The sequence below is a fragment of the Rubrivirga sp. genome (assembly GCF_965213695.1).
In the GTDB taxonomy this organism is placed as follows: domain Bacteria; phylum Bacteroidota; class Rhodothermia; order Rhodothermales; family Rubricoccaceae; genus Rubrivirga.
This window is the reverse complement of the sequence record NZ_OZ243912.1, coordinates 4122931-4138419: the sequence shown is the minus strand read 5'-3', so window position 1 is coordinate 4138419 and position 15489 is coordinate 4122931. Positions and strand designations below refer to the sequence as shown.

The 15489-nt window shown below is 74.4% G+C and carries 20 protein-coding genes and 1 pseudogene; 14 read left to right on the top strand and 7 right to left on the bottom strand.

Annotated features, from left to right (window positions below; all coding sequences use genetic code 11):
• The first annotated feature begins 87 nt into the window (after nucleotides 1–87).
• Nucleotides 88–1209, top strand: coding sequence for a hypothetical protein (locus tag ACOOHE_RS18270; protein WP_420455529.1), 1122 nt, complete (start codon nucleotides 88–90; stop codon nucleotides 1207–1209).
• Between the two features lie 275 nt (nucleotides 1210–1484).
• Here ACOOHE_RS18270 and ACOOHE_RS18265 read toward each other — a convergent pair whose 3' ends face one another.
• Nucleotides 1485–1892, bottom strand: coding sequence for a hypothetical protein (locus ACOOHE_RS18265; RefSeq protein ID WP_420455528.1), 408 nt, complete (start codon nucleotides 1890–1892; stop codon nucleotides 1485–1487).
• A gap of 16 nt (nucleotides 1893–1908) precedes the next feature.
• The gene (gene gluQRS, locus ACOOHE_RS18260; RefSeq protein ID WP_420455527.1) at nucleotides 1909–2895 is read right to left on the bottom strand and encodes a tRNA glutamyl-Q(34) synthetase GluQRS; all 987 of its coding nucleotides are present in this window, start codon (nucleotides 2893–2895) and stop codon (nucleotides 1909–1911) included.
• 175 nt (nucleotides 2896–3070) lie between these two features.
• Here gluQRS and ACOOHE_RS18255 point away from each other — a divergent pair, with 175 nt between their 5' ends.
• On the top strand, nucleotides 3071–4999 hold the full coding sequence (locus ACOOHE_RS18255) for a CARDB domain-containing protein (RefSeq protein WP_420455526.1): 1929 nt from the start codon (nucleotides 3071–3073) through the stop codon (nucleotides 4997–4999).
• Here the strand turns inward: ACOOHE_RS18255 and ACOOHE_RS18250 are convergent.
• Nucleotides 4996–5676 (bottom strand): alpha/beta hydrolase, encoded by a 681-nt coding sequence (locus ACOOHE_RS18250; RefSeq protein WP_420455525.1) that lies wholly within the window; start codon nucleotides 5674–5676, stop codon nucleotides 4996–4998. The two genes, ACOOHE_RS18255 and ACOOHE_RS18250, sit on opposite strands and share 4 nt — an antisense overlap.
• Nucleotides 5677–5774: 98 nt before the next feature.
• Here ACOOHE_RS18250 and ACOOHE_RS18245 point away from each other — a divergent pair.
• A pseudogene (locus tag ACOOHE_RS18245) lies at nucleotides 5775–5906 on the top strand (DUF2256 domain-containing protein); the annotation flags it as partial.
• Between the two features lie 22 nt (nucleotides 5907–5928).
• Here the strand turns inward: ACOOHE_RS18245 and ACOOHE_RS18240 are convergent.
• The 3 genes from ACOOHE_RS18240 to recO form a co-directional block, all read right to left on the bottom strand.
• A complete protein-coding gene (locus tag ACOOHE_RS18240; protein ID WP_420455524.1) occupies nucleotides 5929–6501 on the bottom strand; it encodes a hypothetical protein in 573 nt (190 codons plus the stop codon).
• 107 nt (nucleotides 6502–6608) lie between these two features.
• Nucleotides 6609–7193 carry a LexA family protein gene (locus ACOOHE_RS18235; protein WP_420455523.1) on the bottom strand — a complete coding sequence of 195 codons (585 nt, stop codon included), beginning with the start codon at nucleotides 7191–7193 and terminating at the stop codon, nucleotides 6609–6611.
• Between the two features lie 127 nt (nucleotides 7194–7320).
• Nucleotides 7321–8115 (bottom strand): DNA repair protein RecO, encoded by a 795-nt coding sequence (gene recO / locus ACOOHE_RS18230; RefSeq protein WP_420455522.1) that lies wholly within the window; start codon nucleotides 8113–8115, stop codon nucleotides 7321–7323.
• 197 nt (nucleotides 8116–8312) lie between these two features.
• On the opposite strand from recO, the gene ACOOHE_RS18225 reads away from it, so the two are divergent.
• A complete protein-coding gene (locus ACOOHE_RS18225) occupies nucleotides 8313–8855 on the top strand; it encodes a ComEA family DNA-binding protein (protein ID WP_420455521.1) in 543 nt (180 codons plus the stop codon).
• A gap of 33 nt (nucleotides 8856–8888) precedes the next feature.
• Here the strand turns inward: ACOOHE_RS18225 and ACOOHE_RS18220 are convergent, their stop codons facing one another.
• The gene (locus ACOOHE_RS18220; RefSeq protein ID WP_420455520.1) at nucleotides 8889–9080 is read right to left on the bottom strand and encodes a hypothetical protein; all 192 of its coding nucleotides are present in this window, start codon (nucleotides 9078–9080) and stop codon (nucleotides 8889–8891) included.
• A 39-nt stretch (nucleotides 9081–9119) separates the two neighbouring features.
• Between ACOOHE_RS18220 and ACOOHE_RS18215 the strand changes: the two genes are divergently transcribed.
• From ACOOHE_RS18215 to ACOOHE_RS18170, 10 genes are all read left to right on the top strand, one after another.
• The gene (locus tag ACOOHE_RS18215; protein ID WP_420455519.1) at nucleotides 9120–9599 is read left to right on the top strand and encodes an NUDIX domain-containing protein; all 480 of its coding nucleotides are present in this window, start codon (nucleotides 9120–9122) and stop codon (nucleotides 9597–9599) included.
• Nucleotides 9600–9711: 112 nt separating this feature from the next.
• The gene (locus ACOOHE_RS18210; RefSeq protein WP_420455518.1) at nucleotides 9712–10203 is read left to right on the top strand and encodes a hypothetical protein; all 492 of its coding nucleotides are present in this window, start codon (nucleotides 9712–9714) and stop codon (nucleotides 10201–10203) included.
• A 99-nt stretch (nucleotides 10204–10302) separates the two neighbouring features.
• Entirely contained in the window at nucleotides 10303–10800 is a 498-nt protein-coding gene (locus ACOOHE_RS18205) for a hypothetical protein (protein ID WP_420455517.1), read from the top strand.
• Nucleotides 10801–10941: 141 nt separating this feature from the next.
• Nucleotides 10942–11235 carry a hypothetical protein gene (locus ACOOHE_RS18200; protein WP_420455516.1) on the top strand — a complete coding sequence of 98 codons (294 nt, stop codon included), beginning with the start codon at nucleotides 10942–10944 and terminating at the stop codon, nucleotides 11233–11235.
• A gap of 175 nt (nucleotides 11236–11410) precedes the next feature.
• Complete coding sequence (locus ACOOHE_RS18195; RefSeq protein ID WP_420455515.1) at nucleotides 11411–11749, top strand: hypothetical protein; 339 nt, start codon at nucleotides 11411–11413, stop codon at nucleotides 11747–11749.
• Between the two features lie 143 nt (nucleotides 11750–11892).
• Entirely contained in the window at nucleotides 11893–13254 is a 1362-nt protein-coding gene (locus ACOOHE_RS18190; protein WP_420455514.1) for an MFS transporter, read from the top strand.
• 81 nt (nucleotides 13255–13335) lie between these two features.
• A complete protein-coding gene (locus tag ACOOHE_RS18185) occupies nucleotides 13336–13893 on the top strand; it encodes a hypothetical protein (RefSeq protein WP_420455513.1) in 558 nt (185 codons plus the stop codon).
• 6 nt (nucleotides 13894–13899) lie between these two features.
• A complete protein-coding gene (locus ACOOHE_RS18180) occupies nucleotides 13900–14337 on the top strand; it encodes a LytR C-terminal domain-containing protein (RefSeq protein WP_420455512.1) in 438 nt (145 codons plus the stop codon).
• Between the two features lie 13 nt (nucleotides 14338–14350).
• Complete coding sequence (gene rsfS / locus ACOOHE_RS18175; RefSeq protein ID WP_420455511.1) at nucleotides 14351–14869, top strand: ribosome silencing factor; 519 nt, start codon at nucleotides 14351–14353, stop codon at nucleotides 14867–14869.
• Nucleotides 14869–15378 (top strand): hypothetical protein, encoded by a 510-nt coding sequence (locus ACOOHE_RS18170; RefSeq protein ID WP_420455510.1) that lies wholly within the window; start codon nucleotides 14869–14871, stop codon nucleotides 15376–15378. The genes rsfS and ACOOHE_RS18170 overlap by 1 nt, the downstream gene beginning before the upstream one ends.
• Nucleotides 15379–15489 lie beyond the last annotated feature (111 nt).

Sequence of the window (15489 nt, the reverse complement as noted above, 5' to 3'; positions counted from 1 at the left end):
TGGTCGCCGTGTGGCGGTAGTGCGCCAGTCCCATGACCCGGGGCTGGCACCCGTCGGCGCGAGCCTGCCGGTCCCACCGCGCCCGTCATGGACCTCACCGTCGGCGTCGGGCCGCCGCGCTCGGCGCTCCCGCCCGACCTCGACGTCGGCGTGCCGCTCGTCAAGGCGGCGCTGCTCTACGGCGACCGCGTCACGCTGTGCAGCCCGGCCGCGAGCCTGCTCGTCCGCCTGCGCGACCACACCCCGACGGGCGTGGCCGCCCGCCTCGACGTGCTCGCCGGCCTGGCCGACGACCTCGGCCTGGACGACGCGCCGGCCCGGCTGGCGGCCGTCGCCGGCTCGCGCCACGTCGACCGGGACGTCGTCCGGGCCACGGTCGACGGGTGGTGGAGGCGCTACCGCCGGCTGCTCGCCGAGGCCGTCGTCGAGAGCGGGCTCGACGCCCTCGCCCCGGCGGTCGCGGCCGGCCGGCTGACGGTCGAGACGCTGGGTGTCGGGGCCGTCGCCCGGCCGTCGGACTTTGCCGAGGCGGCGGCCGAGACCTACGCCGCCGTCGTCGCGGACGCGGTCGCGCGCGGCCACACGACGCCGTTGCTCGACGGGCCCACGGCCGACGCCCTGCGCGACGCCGTTGCCGAGGGCCGCGTCGGTGTGTCGGAGCCCCGAGCGCACCGGGCGCGCGACGGCGGGCTCGCCGGCCACGTGCTGCAAACGCTCCCCCTGTTCGACCGGGCGACGGTCGCCGAGGTCTTGGACATCCGGGCCGACCTCGACCCCGCGCTCGCCCGGTTCCGCGCCGCCGTCGACGAGTTCGCCGCCGAGGTGGCGTCGGCCGCTTGGGACCCCGACTTCGCCGTCGAGGCCGACCGCGTCTATCGCCAGCGCGTGGCGCCGGCCGTGGCCGAGATCGAAGACTCCGTCTCGTCGGTCGGCTACCTCCGCGAGCTGGTCACGCGCTACGCCGAGCGGCCGGGCCAGTTTATCCCGCTCGCCGCGCCGGCCTTGTCGGTCGCGCTGGCGACGCCCGACTTCCTGGTCCAGAGCGTGACGGCCGCGCTGTCCGGCTTGTCGCTGGGGGCGAACGCCGCCCAAGCTGGCTGGGCCGTCGCCGACGGCCGCCGCGAGGTCCGGGCCCGCCGCCTGTTCTTCGTCTACGCCGCGTCCCGCCGGTTCGCTGGCGACGCCTCGTGGCAGACGCGGGCGCGCTGAAGCGCTTCGCGCAGTGGGCCAGTGATACCACGTCTTCGGGTTTGTGCCTCACTCCTCGCGCCGGGTCCTTCCCGCGCAGGCGGGACCGCAGAGCGAAGGCGCCAGACCATCCAGAGAGTGGGGGGCACCCAGCCCGCCCGTCCTGGCTCTCCGCCTTCGCGGGGATGACCCCAAACCAGAGAGGGCGGGTATGAGTCAGTCGTTCCGCGTCGATGCGGACCGTCTCGCCTGGATCGACCACCCCGCTGACGCACCGGAGTACTGACCCACCGACTCTAGTCGCAGCCGAACGCGGCGTCGGCGGGCGGCACCAGCTCCATGCGGACCCGTCCGCGCCCGACCGCGCAGGTCCCGCGGAGGGCGCCCTCCGCGTCGGCCGAGAGGTCGCACGCGAGCGCGCGTGGCAGCAGCGCCCCGGGCAGGCGGACGCGGCTCGTGGTGAACCGGAGCCGCCCGCGCTCCCATATCGCCGGGGCGTCCTCCGAGACGGTCGCCGTCCGCCCGTCGACAGTCACGTCCACCGTGAAGCCGGACGCGCACCGCTCGATCTCGGCCTCGATCGCGTGGCGGTCGCCGTCGGCGTCGGTGAGCGTGCCGGTCCAGGTGCCGGACGGGAGCATCTGGGCGCCGGCGACCGGCGCGAGCGCGACGAGCAGAACGAGGAGTCGGAGCGGGACGGGCATGGCGGATCGGCGGTCGTCACGAGGCGAGGAGGCGGCCGGCAAGATCGTCGGGGACCGGCACCGGGTCCGGGCGGACGCGGCCGATCTCGAACGTGGCCGCGACCTCCGCTGGTGTCCGCCGTCCCACGTCGCCCTGGCCGAGCGTCGCCGCGAGCCACCCGACGACCGCCTCGGCCGCGACGCCGGCCGCCCGGAGCGACCGGATCGTGAGCGAGTCGTCGCGCTTGGACAGCTTCTCGCCGTCGGCCGCGACCAGCAGGGGGACGTGCGCGTAGGCTGGGACACGGCCGCCGAGCGCGCGAATGAGCAGGATCTGCCGCGCCGTCGAGTGCAGCAGATCGTGCCCTCGGACCACCTCGGTGACGCCCATCGCCAGGTCGTCCACGACCACGGCGAGCTGGTACGCGACCACGCCGTCGCGCCGCTCCAGCACGAAGTCGCCGACGGACCGGCGGACGTCCTCAACGACGCGGCCCGCCACGGCGTCCTCGAACGACACCTCGCCGGGCGGGACGCGGAACCGGAGCGCAGCGTCGGCGCGTGCGGCGGGGTCGTCGAACCAGCCGGGGGCCAGGTCTGTCGGGCGGAGCGAGGCGGGGTAGGGCGTCCCGCCGTCCGGCCCGTGCGGCGCGCTCGCCAGCTCGCGGAGGTCGCGCCGCGAGACGCGGCAGGGGAACAGGTGGCCGCCCTCCGCCAGCGCCCGCAGCGCGGCCCGGTACACGTCGCCCCGCTCGGACTGGCGGTACGGCCCGTGCGGTCCGCCCACGTCGGGGCCCTCGTTCCAGTCCAGGCCGAGCCAGCGCGCGTCCTCGATCTGGCGCCCGGCCGCGCCCGGGACCGCGCGGGGCCCGTCCAAGTCCTCGACGCGCCACACGAACCGGCCGCCCCGGCGCCGAGCGCTCGCCCAGGCTGCCAGCGCCGCCAGCGCGCTGCCCAAGTGGAGGTCGCCGGTCGGGCTCGGCGCGAAGCGGCCGACGGGGCGGAAGGAGGGCGGAGGGGACACGGGCCGACCGACGCGCCCGGATCGCTCGGGGTTCGCAAGCGCCCTTGTCGGGACAACACTGAGATCCCAGTCCGCTTCGGAACGAGGAGAACGTGTCCCGGTAACGCTTCGACCCCCCGATGGAATCGGCTGCCAGATGGCGCCGGCGACCGCGTCACACATTCCTGCAACCCCCATGCGCCTCCCCTTCGCCTTCGCCCTCCTGGCCGCTCTCGCGGCCCCCGTCGTCGCTCAGCCCGACCTCACCGTCAGCGGCTCCGTCGAGGCGTCCGACCAAGGTGTCGAGCCCGGCGAGGACGTCAGCGTCGACTACACGGTGTTCAACAGTGGGACCGGCGAGGTCGAGCCGCTCGTCGGGTTCTACCTCTCGGACGACGAGGTGCTGGACAGCGCGGACACGTTCCTCGGGGCCGACGAGGCCGGCGAGGTCGGCCCGGGCGAGTCGGAGGACGACAGCGAGGACGTCGACATCCCGTCGGACACGGCCGAGGGCCAGTACTTCCTCCTGTTCGTCGTCGACTACAACGGGGCGATCTCCGAGACCGACGAGACCAACAACGTCGACGCCGCCGCGCTGACGGTCGGCGACGGTGGCGCCGGAGGGGCCGACCTGGTTGTCTCCGCCGCGCTCTCGGACGACGATGACGATGAGGACGACGACCTCCAGCCGGACGCGGGCGAGGACGTCGACATCGACTACACCGTCTCGAACGTCGGCAGCGCCAGCGCGGGCGACTTCGTGCTCCGCGTCACCTTCTCGACCGACACGACGCCCGACGACTCGGACGAGGTGCTGACCAACGTCGACATCGACGGGCTCGACGCGGGCGACAACACGGACGACACGGTGACGGTCACGATCCCCGAGGGCACGCCGGCCGGGACGTACTACGTCCTCTTCCAAGCCGACGCGGGCGGCGAGGTGGCCGAGACCGACGAGACCAACAACACGGCGGCCGTCGAGATCGAGGTCACCGGCGGCGACGACGGGACGGTCGCCATTGGCGAGGTCGGGACGTTCAACTGGCCGGAGCAGGAGCCGGACACGTTCTACCCGGTCTTCCTGTCGCGGTCGTACACGAACCCGGTCGTCGTCGCGCCGTCGTTCTCGTCGGCCCAGGAGGACGTCCCGGCGGTCCCGCGCGTCCAGGCGATCACGGCTGATCAGTTCGAGATCCAGCTCGCCGAGTGGCCCTACCTCGACGGCACGCACCTCGACCTCGACATCCCGTACCTCGTGGTCGAGGCCGGCGCCCACACGCTCGACGACGGGCGCCGCGTCGAGGCCGGGTTCGTCACGGCCAACGGGAACGGCGTCGGGCGGATCGACTTTTCGGAGGCGTTCCCCGGCACGCCGGTCGTGTTCGCCCAGCCCGTCGGCGGCGACGCCGTGGTGACGGCGCGGCTGCGCGTCCGGGAGGACCGAGCGCAGGTCCGGCTGGTGCAGCAGGAGGCCGGCGGCGCCGACCTCGGCCCGACGACGGTCGCCTGGGTCGCCATCGAGGCCGGGCTGGGCGACGGCGAGCGCCCGGTCGTGGCCAAGCGGATCCGCGCCGACAGCGAGCTCACGCGGACCCGCTTCGGGGCCGTCGTGTCGACGAGCGCGGTGATGCTCGCGGCGACGCAGTCGGTGTCTGAGGACGACCCGGTGACGGTCCGCGTGCTGCTCTCGGGTCGGATCGGGGGGCGCCTCGTGCTCCAAGAGGAGCGGTCGGCCGACGCCGAGACGTCGCACGCGCCAGAGCTGGTGGGCTACGCCGTCTTCGAGCCGGGCACGCTCCGGGCCTCGTCGGCCGCCGCGTCCGCGTCCACCGCCTCGGTGGCCGCCGCCGTGACCGCCGCGGAGGCGCCGCTGGGCGTCTACCCGAACCCGCTCCGGGACCGGGCCACCGTCGCGTTCGACCTGCCCGCCGCGGACCGGGTCCGGCTCGACGTGTTCGACGTCACCGGCCGGCTCGTGGCTAGGCTGGCGGCCGGCGCTCTCACCGAAGGCCGTCACGACGTAGCCGTCGACGCCTCGGCGTGGCCGTCGGGCGTGTACGTCTACCGGCTCGTCTCCGAGAGCGGGGCCGTCTCGTCCGGGACGATGACCGTCGTCCGCTAGCGCCTGGCGAGGTCGCCCAAGACGCGGTCGTTGAGCCGGTGCTCGCCGGCGAACGACCGCGTCTCGACCGGGATGCCGGCCGCGCGCAGCCGGGCTTCTTGCTCGATCACCTTGCCCGGCGTCGCGAACCCGTCGCGGTCGCCGGCCACGAGCGTGACGCCGGCCTCGGTGAGCCACCCGGCGTGGTCGGCCAGATCGAGGTCGTGCGGGAGCCCTCCGCCCCACAGGATCAGCCGGTCGGCCCGCCGTGCGCGCCGGGCCACGAGCGGGCTGAGGGCCAGCCACCGGACGACGGTCGCGGTCCCCTGGCTGAACCCGAAGCCGGTGAGCGGGACCGCGTGCGGGTCGGCGTCGGCGCGGGCGCAGGCGGCCACGAACACGTCGTCGAGGTAGCGGGTGACGTCGGCGATGTCGGCCTCGCGGTCCTCGCGCGTCATCCAGCTCGCGCCCACGCGCCGGTCCCGGCCCGTGAGGTCGCCGACGTAGAACCGGCTCAGCGCCTCGGGCACCACGATCAGCCGGCCCGGCCGCTCGGCGGCCCGGAAGTGGCGCGCGAAGAACGGCGCGAGCTGGCCGTAGCCGTGGCACGCCACCCAGACCTCGTCGACCGGCCCGTCCTCCGGCCCGAGCACGGCGTAACGGGCCGTCTTGACGGCGGCGATGGGGCGGACGGTCATCGGCGGGGCGGGCGGGGTCAGCGGGTTTCGCGGATCGGGCGCGTCCGGTTCCTCACCACCCGGCGCATCTTCTCCTGCCGAACCCGCTGACCGCGCCCGTGGCCCACCGCAAGCCCCACCTCCCGACCAAAGTCTGCCCCGTCTGCCGGCGCCCGTTCGCGTGGCGCAAAAAGTGGGCGCGTGACTGGGACGCCGTCGTGTACTGCTCCGAGCGCTGCCGGCGGTCCAAGGACCGGCCCGGCGCGCGGGGCGCTACTGGCGCCGGAGCGAGAACTCGTCGGCGTTCGTCGGGCTGAGGCGGACCGTGAACCGGGCGTCGTAGTCCTCGAACACCTCGAACGAGTAGCCGTGGACGACGGTCGTGTTGTCGAGCCGGGCCCGGTCGCCGACGACCACGAACGTCCACAGGTCCTTGGGGAAGACGTCGGCCGCCTCGGCTTCCGGGAGGTCCACCTCGAGCGTCGGTCGGTCGTAGGTGCCGTAGACCGGCCACGACTCGACCAGGTCGTCGTCCCACGTCACGGACCGCTCGGCGATGGTCTGGCCGCCGACGTCGCGCGGCTCGCGGACGCGGAGCGTGCCCGTGTTGTAGATGTTGACGAACCCGAGGACCAGGCCGTCCTCGTCCTCGGTCAGCTCGAACTCGTACCGGGTCTCGTAGTCCGAGACCACGCGGAAGTTCTGGTCCGACATCAGCGTGTCGACCTTGAACTCGGCGGTGCCGACCCAGACGCCGGACGTGGTGCCGACGTCGGGCCCGCCGGCGTCGCAGGCGGAGAGGCCGAGCAGGACGGCGGAGGCGAGGAGAACGCGGAGGGGCTGCATGGGGGGCGCGTGCGGACGGTCGCACCCGATATCGGCCCCGCGCGGGCGCCCTTAAGCCGGCCCGCGCTCCGCGCGCGGCCGGCGCCGGGCCCGCCGGTGCCCCGACGCTAGGCCTGCGCCTCCACCTGGGCCCGGACGATCCCGTAGGGACCGGCGTGGCCGGCGTAGCGGCCGAGCACCTCGGGCGACGTGGTCGGCTCGTCGCACTCGACGCAGCCGTCGGCGCCGATCCGGCCCAGCGACAGCCGCCCGCCGTCCACCACGACGACCGTCTCGCCTTCGGGCGCGTCGCCCTCCGAGACGAACACGTAGCGGGCCTCGCCGAGCTCCGACGTCCGCGCGACGTCCGGGCCGATCTCGAGCGCGTGGAAGCCCGTGAGGTCGGGGAACAGGGTGGTCAGCGAGAGCCGGTCCGAGGGGGACGGCTCGATCCGCCCGCCCCGGAGCGCGCCGCGCAGGTGGATCGAACCGTCGCGCGGGCCGGTCTCGACGAGCGCGTACCCGTTCCGCCCCCGCTCCAGGAACCCCTTGCGCGAGAGGGCCTGGAGGTTCTGTGTCACCGAGTTCGGCGACCGGTACTCGAAGTGGTCGGCGATCTCGCGGTAGGTCGGCCAGACCTTGTGGCGGTCGACGTGCTCGCGGAGGTACTCGAGGAAGGAGTGCTGCTTCTGGGTCAGCTGTCGGCGGCTCATGGGGAGGCCTGGGGGTCTGCGACGAAGGTAGGGCACGGGTCGGTGACACACAACTCCGCACAGATGAGCGATGGAGCCCCGCTCGGCCCGTTCTGGCGCGTCAGGGCCGAGGAGCGGCGGCGGGCGCTCACATATCTCCGCCCCGGCCGAGCCCGGCGTCGAGCTGGTCGGCCACGCCCCGGACGCGCTCGGGGAACGTCGACTCGGTGTGGACCCGGACGAAGGCGTCGACCAACCCCTCGACCTCGCGGCGGACGTCGGGGGCCAGCCGCATCCGGCCGGCCGTGGCCAGCGGGGTCCGCGCGAGCACGGCGAACGCCCGGAGCGCGGCCCGGCTCGCCGCCACCCCGCCGTCGGACGAGGACCGCCCGTAGGCCCCGGTCTCGGCGCCGGCCGCCACGACGGCCCCGCTCTGGAGCAGGAGCCGCCCGCCCTCGTCGTCGAGCGCCTCGACGTCGTCCCGCTGGACGTCGGGCGCGAACCCGAGCAGCGACGCCAGGTGGAGCTGGAACCACGGGACGGCGTTCGCCACGTTCGCGTCGGTCTCGTCGAGGTGCTCCAGCGTCCGGACCACCACGTCGAGCACGAGGGGGTGGGCCTCGCCCTCCTCGACGAGGGCCCGCGTCACTTCGAGCACGCGGAGCCCCAGCGTCACCCGGTCGATCTCGGACGTGAGCCGCTTGAACCGGACCACGTGGGCCGTCTCCTTCAGCGTCTGGAGCCCGCGCTCCGAGCGGTAGTAGTAGACGGCCTGGACGTACGAAAGCGGCTGGAGCGTCGACCCGAACGTGCTCGTCGGCCGCCGGGCCCCGCGCGCGATCACGCCGATCACGCCGTGCGGGCGCGTCAGAAGCCGGACGATCCGGCTGGTCTCGCCGTAGTCGAAGGCGTGGAGGACGACGGCGTCGGTGCGGACGATCATGGCATGGGCCCGGCGTCAATGCGAGGCTCAAAAGCGTGGAGAACGGTGGCGCCGGTGCGGACGATCACGGGACGGACCGCTCGGTGTGGAGGCGGCGTCGGGGGAGGGGCGGCCTACGCCGGGCCGACGGGCGCGGTGCCGGGGTTACACGGGACGCGCGCCGGGGTCTATGGGGGCCACGCTTCCTGTTCCGTCCCATGCGCTGGCTCTACCGCTTGCAGGCGCGCACGGGCCTGACCGGCCCCGAGGGCACGGCCGCCCTCGTCATCGTCCTGGCGCTGCTCGGGGGGACGGTCGCCCGCCACGTCCAGTCCTCGGCGGCGCCCGTCCCCGCCGACCTCTACGCCGCGGCCGACGCCGCCTTCGCGACCGCCGCCGACACGGCCGCGGTGGCGACGGCGTGGTCGAGCGCGCCGACGCCGTCCCCTGCCAGCCCGTCCGCCTCGTGGCCGCCGGACTCGTCCGCGTCCGACTCGTCGGCGTCCCAGATCGCCGAGGCCGTCGTGGAGCGCGCCGCGGCGCCGCGGCGGTCGGGCAAGCCGCCGCCCGCGCCGACGAACGTCAACACGGCGTCGGCGGAGGAGCTCCAGCGGTTGCCGCGGATCGGGCCCGCGCTGGCCGGCCGGATCGTCGAGCACCGGCGCGTCCACGGCCCGTTCCGGAGCGCCGAGGCGCTCACCGACGTCCGGGGCATCGGCGACAAGACGCTCGAAAAGCTCCGCCCGTGGGTCCGCCTGTAACGGTCGGCCGAGGGACGGGCTCGGAGCGCCGGGTCAGTCGTCGGCCGGCGGCTTCTTGCCGCGCTCGAGGTCCTGCACCCGCCGGGCGACCGCGTGAGGCGTCCAGTCGTCGGCCAGGCGCTCCTGGCGGCGCATGAAGCGGTAGACCGGGTACAGCAGGACGAACGCGAGCGCGATGAACCCGAAGAAGGTCCCGGCGATGACGAGGTAGATGCTGCCGTCCATGCCGGATGAACCCCGCCCGTCCGGTTCCGTTCTCCGGCCGTGCCCGTCCTCTCGCTCCACGCCGTCGACGTCTACCCGTACCGCCGGTCCCCGAGTGGCGCCGAGTGGTTGGTGGTCCGCCGCGCGGCTGGCCACGCCTACGCCGGCACGTGGCGGATGGTCGGGGGGAAGGTGGAGCCGGGCGAGGCCGCCTGGGAGACGGCGCTCCGCGAGCTCGCCGAGGAGACGGGGTGGCGGGCCGGCCGGGGCCTCCGCCAGCTCTGGACCCTGCCGTCGGTCAACGCCCACTACGACTGGGCCGGGGACCGGGTGGTCTTGGCGCCGGCCTTCGCAGCGGAGGTCGAGGGCGACCCCACGCTCGACGACGAGCACGACACGTCGGCGTGGCTTCCGGCCGAGGCCGCCGCCGCGCGCCTGGCGTGGCCGGAGCAGGCCCGGCTCCTCCGCTTGGCCGCGGCCCTCGCCGGCGCCGACCGGCCCGAGGCCTGGGCCGTCCCGCTCGGCCCCCGGGGGGCATGAGGGCGTGGCCGGCGTGCGGTCAGGAGATCTCCGATCCACGAGTGAAATGGAGATGATTGCAGATCTTGGGACCCGGCGGCCGGTTAGAGCGCCCTCACCCTCGCCCCCGCTGATGACCCGCTTCTCTGTCCTCCTCGTCTTGGCCCTCCCGTTCGCGGCGTGCGAGTCCGAGCCCGAGACCGTCGACACGGACGTCGTCGATATTGAGACCGTCGACCCGATGGACGACGCCATGACGGACGGCACGATGGACGACCCGATGACGGATGATCCGATGATGGACGCTCCGGCCGTGACCGCCCAGGGCACTGTCGACGCCGTCACCAACGCCGGCGGCCTGACGAGCCTCCCGGTCGCCGCCGCCGTCGACAACATCAACGGCTGGATCGCTCAGCTCGAGGGCAACCCGGACTTCGCGCCCGTCGTCTCGGACCTCGAGACGCTCCGCGGTCAGCTCCAGGTCTCGCCCATCGACGGCGCCGCCGTCGGCGCCACGCTCCAGCGGCTCGGAGAGGCGACGACCGGCGCGGCCGGCGGCGACTCGGCCCTCCAGACGCTCGGCACGACCCTGACCGAGGCGGGCAACCAACTCGCGGGCATGTAACCCCGTCAACTGCGGTCCCGGCCGTCGACCGGCTCCCTCGGGAGACCCGGTCGGCGGCCGTCGTTTTGGGCCCCTCCGTTCTCCCATTTCTCTTCCGTGATGGTCCGCCTCCCTCTCCTCCTCGCCCTCGTCCTGGCCGCTTGCGGGCCCGATGCGTCCCCCCCGGACTCGGCCTCGCCGACCGACGTCTCGTCGGCCAGCGCGGAGGCGCGCGCCGTGGCGGCCGACACCGCGATGGTCCGCGACGTCTCGGCCGAGGGCACGCTCGACCTCGTCTCGCGCGACCTCGTCCGGCTCTCGCCGAGCGTGGCCATCCAGACCATCGACCTGTGGGTCGCGCGGCTCGACACGGTCTCGGCCGACGGCGTGCCCGACGTCCGCGACGAGCTGACGACGCTCCGCAACCTGCTCCAGTCGAGCCCGCTCGACGGCCCGGCCATCGGCCGGACGCTCCGGTCGCTCAGTGACCACACGGGGGCGCTCGCCGAGCCCGGGACGCCGCTGGCCGCGCTCGCGCAGTCGCTCCATGCGCAGGGCCTCCGGCTGGCGCCCGACACCACGCGGACGGAGCTGGAGGGGAACACGAAGATCGAGTGATGTCCATCATATTGGACTCCTGTGTCCAGTGACCTGGGCAACACGCCGGGTATCTTGTCGTTGTAGGGGCGCTCGACCCCTCACCCCGTCGAGCCTCGGAGATCGCTCCCGAGATCCGTTTCACCCACCCCTCCTATTGTCATGATGAACCGCATTGCCCTCTTCGCGCTCGCGCTCGCCCTCCCCCTCGCCGCGTGCGAGTCCGAGCCCGACGTGATCGAGACCGACACGACCACCATCGAGGCGCCCGACGTCGACGCCACCATGGACGAGATGGGCGCCGAGACCGACGCCGCGATGGACGAGATGGGCGCCGAGACCGACGCCGCCATGGACGACATCGACGCCGCCGCCGATGGGGCCATGGACGACATGGACGCTGCTGCCGACGAGGCCGCTGTCGAGGTCGACGAGGCCGTCGACGGCGACATGTAGGTCCACCCGGACCTCCGTCCTGCGGGGCGGTCCCTCTCGGGGGGCCGCCCCGCTTCTCGTTTGGAGGAGCGGCCGCCGCCCCGGGCCGTCGGAGCTACGGCACGTCGACGGCGGTGGGGCTACCTGTCGGACGACGGCCGGCCTCGACGCGCAGGGCGACCGCACGCTACCCTCGGTGGTCTGCCGCCGCACGCTCCCCCCGTCCGAGCGCCCGCTGAGCGCAGCGAGGGGGAAAGCCCGCCAGTGTGCGGTCATCCTGTCTCGACGCGCTCGGCCTGGCGCTCGTCGTCCTCAGACCGCGGGGAGGGGGCAACACAACGCCGTCGACGACGCGGCCACGCGCCGCCGGCTGCTGGACGGGCACGGGGTCGAGGTCGGCGGGTTGGGGAGCCGGCCTGGAAGGCGCGGCGGGCCGGACCAGGTCGAGCCCGCGCCCGACGCGACGCCCGAGCTCGCCGACCCCGACGCCGATACGCCCCTGGACGTCGACCCGCTCTCGCGCGACGACGGCTAGACGGTGGACGACGACATGGACGCCGCGCCCGAGACCGGCGACGACCTGTTCGAGGGCCCCGTCGAAGACGCCACGCCGCCCGTCGACGCGCCCGACGACACAATGGAGTAGCGCGGCCGGCGGCGTCCGTGCGATGTTGTGCCATGGCCGCTCGCCTTGGCGCCCTGCCCGCGCTCACCGAGCGTCGCCGGCTCCGGCTGGCGGCGCTCGTCGCGCTGTACGTGGGGCAGGGGATCCCGCAGGGGCTTCTGGTGGTCGCGCTGCCGGCGTTCCTCGCCGAGCGGGGCGTGGGCGCGGGCGCCATCGGGGCCTACCTCGGGCTGGTGCTGCTGCCGTTCACACTGAAGGTGGTGGCGGGCCCGGTCATGGACCGGTTCACGTTTTTGGCGATGGGCCGGCGGAGGCCCTGGGTGCTGGCGGGCGGCCTCGGCGTGATCGCCGCCGTCGTCGCGATGGCGTTCGTGCCCGATGCCGCGACGCACCTCTCGTGGCTGACGGCCTGCGGGGTCGCTATCAACACGTCGGTGGCCGTGCTCGACGTGGCCGTCGACGGGATGGCCGTCGACGTACTCGAAGTCGAGGAGCAGCCCCGGGCCAACGCGCTGATGTGGGGCGGGGCGACGATCGGCGTGGCCGCGTCGGCGGTGGGGACGGCGCGGCTGCTGGACGTGGGCGGGATCGGGCCGGCGGCGGGCGCGGTGGCCGTCGCGCTGTCGGCCCTGTTCCTCGTCCCCCTTCTGGTCCGCGAGCGGCCCGGCGAGCGGCTCCTGCCGTGGACCGCCGGCCACGCCTCGGCCGACGCCCTCCAGCCGCACGGTTGGCGCGGCGTGTGGGGCCGGCTCCGACGGGCCGCCTTCCTCCCGGCGAGCCTGCTCCTGCTCGGCGCGGCGTGGTGCGCGGGCGCGCTCGACGGCCTGGTGATCGCGTTCATGCCCGTCCTGGCCGTCGGCGAGCTGGGGTGGACCGACACCGGCTACGCGGACGTGGTGGCCCTGGGCCAGGTCGCGGCGGGCCTGCTGGGGATGGCGGTGGGGAGCGTCCTGATCGAGCGGGTCGGCCGCGTGCGGATGCTGGTCGGGCTGGCGGCCCTCGTCGCGCTCGTGCTGGTGACGATGGCCGCGGTGCCCGGCCTGTGGACGGTCCGCGCGACGGTGGTGGCGTTCGCGCTCGGCTACCTCGTCACGTTCGTGTTGCTGACGATCACGCTGCTGGCGACGGGGATGGCCCTGTGCAGCCGGGCTGTCGCCTCGACCCAGTTCGCGCTGTTCACGGCGGCCATGAACGTGGGCCGGTCGTCGGGGTCCGGGGTGCTGGGGGCGCTCGACGCCGTGCTCGGCGCGTCGGCGCTGTTCGGGGTCGCGGCGGTGCTGGCGGTCGCCGTCGGCGCGCTGACCTCGCGGATCGACCTGGCGGCGCACCGCGCCCGCATCGGGGCGGCGGAGGCCGGGGCGATTTCGTCGCCCCCGGTTCCGGACCGGGCACCACGCGCCAGCGCCGAGCGTTGACGAGGGCCCGACGCTCCCGGCCGGCCGGTTGACTCCCGCCCCCCGCCCAGCCTATCCTGCCCGACCCGCTCCGCCGCCCCGATGCGCATCCTCGCCCTCGCTGCTCTCCTCGCCTTCGCCGTGCCCGTCCGCGCCCAGCGCGCGGCCGACGTGCCCGCCCGCATGGCCACGACGGTGCTCTCGGAGACGCCCAATGCGCTCGGGCTCGGCCAGCTCTTCAACGCGCAGACGCTCCAGTTCAGCCAGTCCGCCGAGGTGTCGTACGGCGGCGGGGCCGGCGGCGCCGTCGGGCTCGGGCTGTACACGGCCTCGCTCCGCTGGCAGCCCTCGACCAAGCTGGCCGGCCGCGTCGACATTGGGGTGGCCCAGGCGCTCGCGGGCTCCGGGTTCTACGCCGGTCTCCAAAGCGACCAGCCGCAGGTGTTCTTGCGCAACGCGGAGCTGGCATACCGGCCGACCGAGAACGCCACGTTCCACCTGAGCGTCCGGCAGAGCCCGTACGGGACGTATGCGTCGCCGTACGGCACGCCCTATGGCTCCCGCGGCTACGGGGCGTACGGCGGCTACGGCCGGAGCGGGTTCGGGGTCGGCGTCGGGTCCGGCTCGGCCGGCGACCTCTTCTTCCGCGACGCCGAGTAGCCCTCTTTGTCCGGCTCCCGCCTGAGCAACGGCCTCCTCAACGCGGCCCTGGTCGTGGGCGGGCTGGTGGTGCTCGTCCTGCTCTACGGGCTCGCCACGCGCGCGTTCACGCCGCGGACGGTCCCGGACCGGGCCGCCGCCGACCACTCCCGGATCCAGGTCGAGGTCCGAAACGCGGCCGGCGTCGACGGGCTCGCGGCCGAGGTTACGGCCCACCTCCGCCGACGCGGGTTCGACGTGGTCGACATCGGCAACGCGGCGGCCCGGGACACTACGACGGTCCTGGTGCGTTCAGGGACGGCCCTCGACGCCCGATACGTCGCCCAGGCCCTCGGGCTCGACGCCGACCGCGTCGTCACGGGCGGCCCCTCCACCGACTACTCCCTCGACGTGACCGTAACCGTCGGCGCCGACTACCGCGCGCTGGCCTCGTACGCCGACTGACCCCTCGACTTCTATGTCCGCAGCTTCCACCCAGTCCCAACGCTCCCGCCGGTCCGGCCCGACGCCCGGCCGCGAGCTTGCCCGGATCGCCCTCGACGCGGCGCTCGACAAGCGCGCGCGCGACGTGACGGTGATGGACTTGCGCGGGATCTCGGGCGAGGTCGACTACTTCGTGATCGCGACCGGCGAGTCGGACCTGCAGATCCGGGCCATCGTCGACGGCGTGGTCGACGCGATCCGGAGCCAGGCCGGCGAGCGGCCCGTGGCCCGCGATGGCCAGCCCGGCACGAGTCGGTGGATCGTCCTGGACTACTTCGACCTGGCCGTCCACGTGTTCGACCCCGAGCTCCGGGCCCACTACGACCTGGAGCGGCTCTGGGGCGACGCGCCGACGGAGACCGTCACCGACGACCAGCCCGAGGCGGCGCTGCTGGCGGCCGACACGCCACGCCCGAGCGGCGACGACGGCTCGAGCCCCGTCGAGGCCGGGCCCGACGGCGGCGACGCGGCCTCGACCGACGGGGCCGCCTGATGCGCGCGTTCCTCGTGACGCTGGCCCTCGTCGCGGCCGGCTGCGGCGGCTCCTCGGCCACGGCCGACGGGCCCGACCGCGACCGGTTCGGCTACCGCGTCGGGAGCGACCCGAATCGGGAGACCATGTTGCTCCGGCCGGTCAGCGACAGCACGCGCTACCTCGTGTACCCGGCCGTCGTGGACTCGGTCGCCGTCCGCCCGGCCGGCCGGCCGCTGCCCGGCGACGGCGTGGCCGTCGAGGTCCTGGTCCAGGGCGCCCTCCCCGACGCCTGCGCCGAGCTGACCGACGTGACGCAGGCGCGCCAGAGCCACTTCGTGACCGTCGACCTGCTCATGCGCCAGCCGCGCGAGACCGTGTGCGCGGCCGTCGTCCGGCCGTTCCGGTTCTACCTCATGCTCGACGGGGCGTACCCGGCCGGGAGCTACACGCTGCGGCTCAACGGGGCGGCTGTCCCGTTCCAGGTGTTGCCGGCGCCGGCCACGTCCGCGAGCGGCGATGCGGGCTGAGCACGGCTGGCGCCTCGCGGCCGTCGCCGCGGCGCTGGGCGGGCTGGCCGTCGCGCCCTTGGCTTATGTGTGTAGGAATCGTTGACCACAGGTGCGCGCTCACAGTTGTCA

Bases quoted from the DNA above. Each gene is read 5' to 3' on its own strand.
- ACOOHE_RS18270 (WP_420455529.1), top strand. From the start codon at position 88: ATGGACCTCACCGTCGGCGTCGGGCCGCCGCGCTCGGCGCTCCCGCCC.
- ACOOHE_RS18265 (WP_420455528.1), bottom strand. From the start codon at position 1,892: ATGCCCGTCCCGCTCCGACTCCTCGTTCTGCTCGTCGCGCTCGCGCCG.
- ACOOHE_RS18255 (WP_420455526.1), top strand. From the start codon at position 3,071: ATGCGCCTCCCCTTCGCCTTCGCCCTCCTGGCCGCTCTCGCGGCCCCC.
- ACOOHE_RS18250 (WP_420455525.1), bottom strand. From the start codon at position 5,676: ATGACCGTCCGCCCCATCGCCGCCGTCAAGACGGCCCGTTACGCCGTG.
- ACOOHE_RS18240 (WP_420455524.1), bottom strand. From the start codon at position 6,501: ATGCAGCCCCTCCGCGTTCTCCTCGCCTCCGCCGTCCTGCTCGGCCTC.
- ACOOHE_RS18235 (WP_420455523.1), bottom strand. From the start codon at position 7,193: ATGAGCCGCCGACAGCTGACCCAGAAGCAGCACTCCTTCCTCGAGTAC.
- recO (WP_420455522.1), bottom strand. From the start codon at position 8,115: ATGATCGTCCGCACCGACGCCGTCGTCCTCCACGCCTTCGACTACGGC.
- ACOOHE_RS18225 (WP_420455521.1), top strand. From the start codon at position 8,313: ATGCGCTGGCTCTACCGCTTGCAGGCGCGCACGGGCCTGACCGGCCCC.
- ACOOHE_RS18220 (WP_420455520.1), bottom strand. From the start codon at position 9,080: ATGGACGGCAGCATCTACCTCGTCATCGCCGGGACCTTCTTCGGGTTC.
- ACOOHE_RS18210 (WP_420455518.1), top strand. From the start codon at position 9,712: ATGACCCGCTTCTCTGTCCTCCTCGTCTTGGCCCTCCCGTTCGCGGCG.
- ACOOHE_RS18205 (WP_420455517.1), top strand. From the start codon at position 10,303: ATGGTCCGCCTCCCTCTCCTCCTCGCCCTCGTCCTGGCCGCTTGCGGG.
- ACOOHE_RS18200 (WP_420455516.1), top strand. From the start codon at position 10,942: ATGATGAACCGCATTGCCCTCTTCGCGCTCGCGCTCGCCCTCCCCCTC.
- ACOOHE_RS18190 (WP_420455514.1), top strand. From the start codon at position 11,893: ATGGCCGCTCGCCTTGGCGCCCTGCCCGCGCTCACCGAGCGTCGCCGG.
- ACOOHE_RS18185 (WP_420455513.1), top strand. From the start codon at position 13,336: ATGCGCATCCTCGCCCTCGCTGCTCTCCTCGCCTTCGCCGTGCCCGTC.
- rsfS (WP_420455511.1), top strand. From the start codon at position 14,351: ATGTCCGCAGCTTCCACCCAGTCCCAACGCTCCCGCCGGTCCGGCCCG.
- ACOOHE_RS18170 (WP_420455510.1), top strand. From the start codon at position 14,869: ATGCGCGCGTTCCTCGTGACGCTGGCCCTCGTCGCGGCCGGCTGCGGC.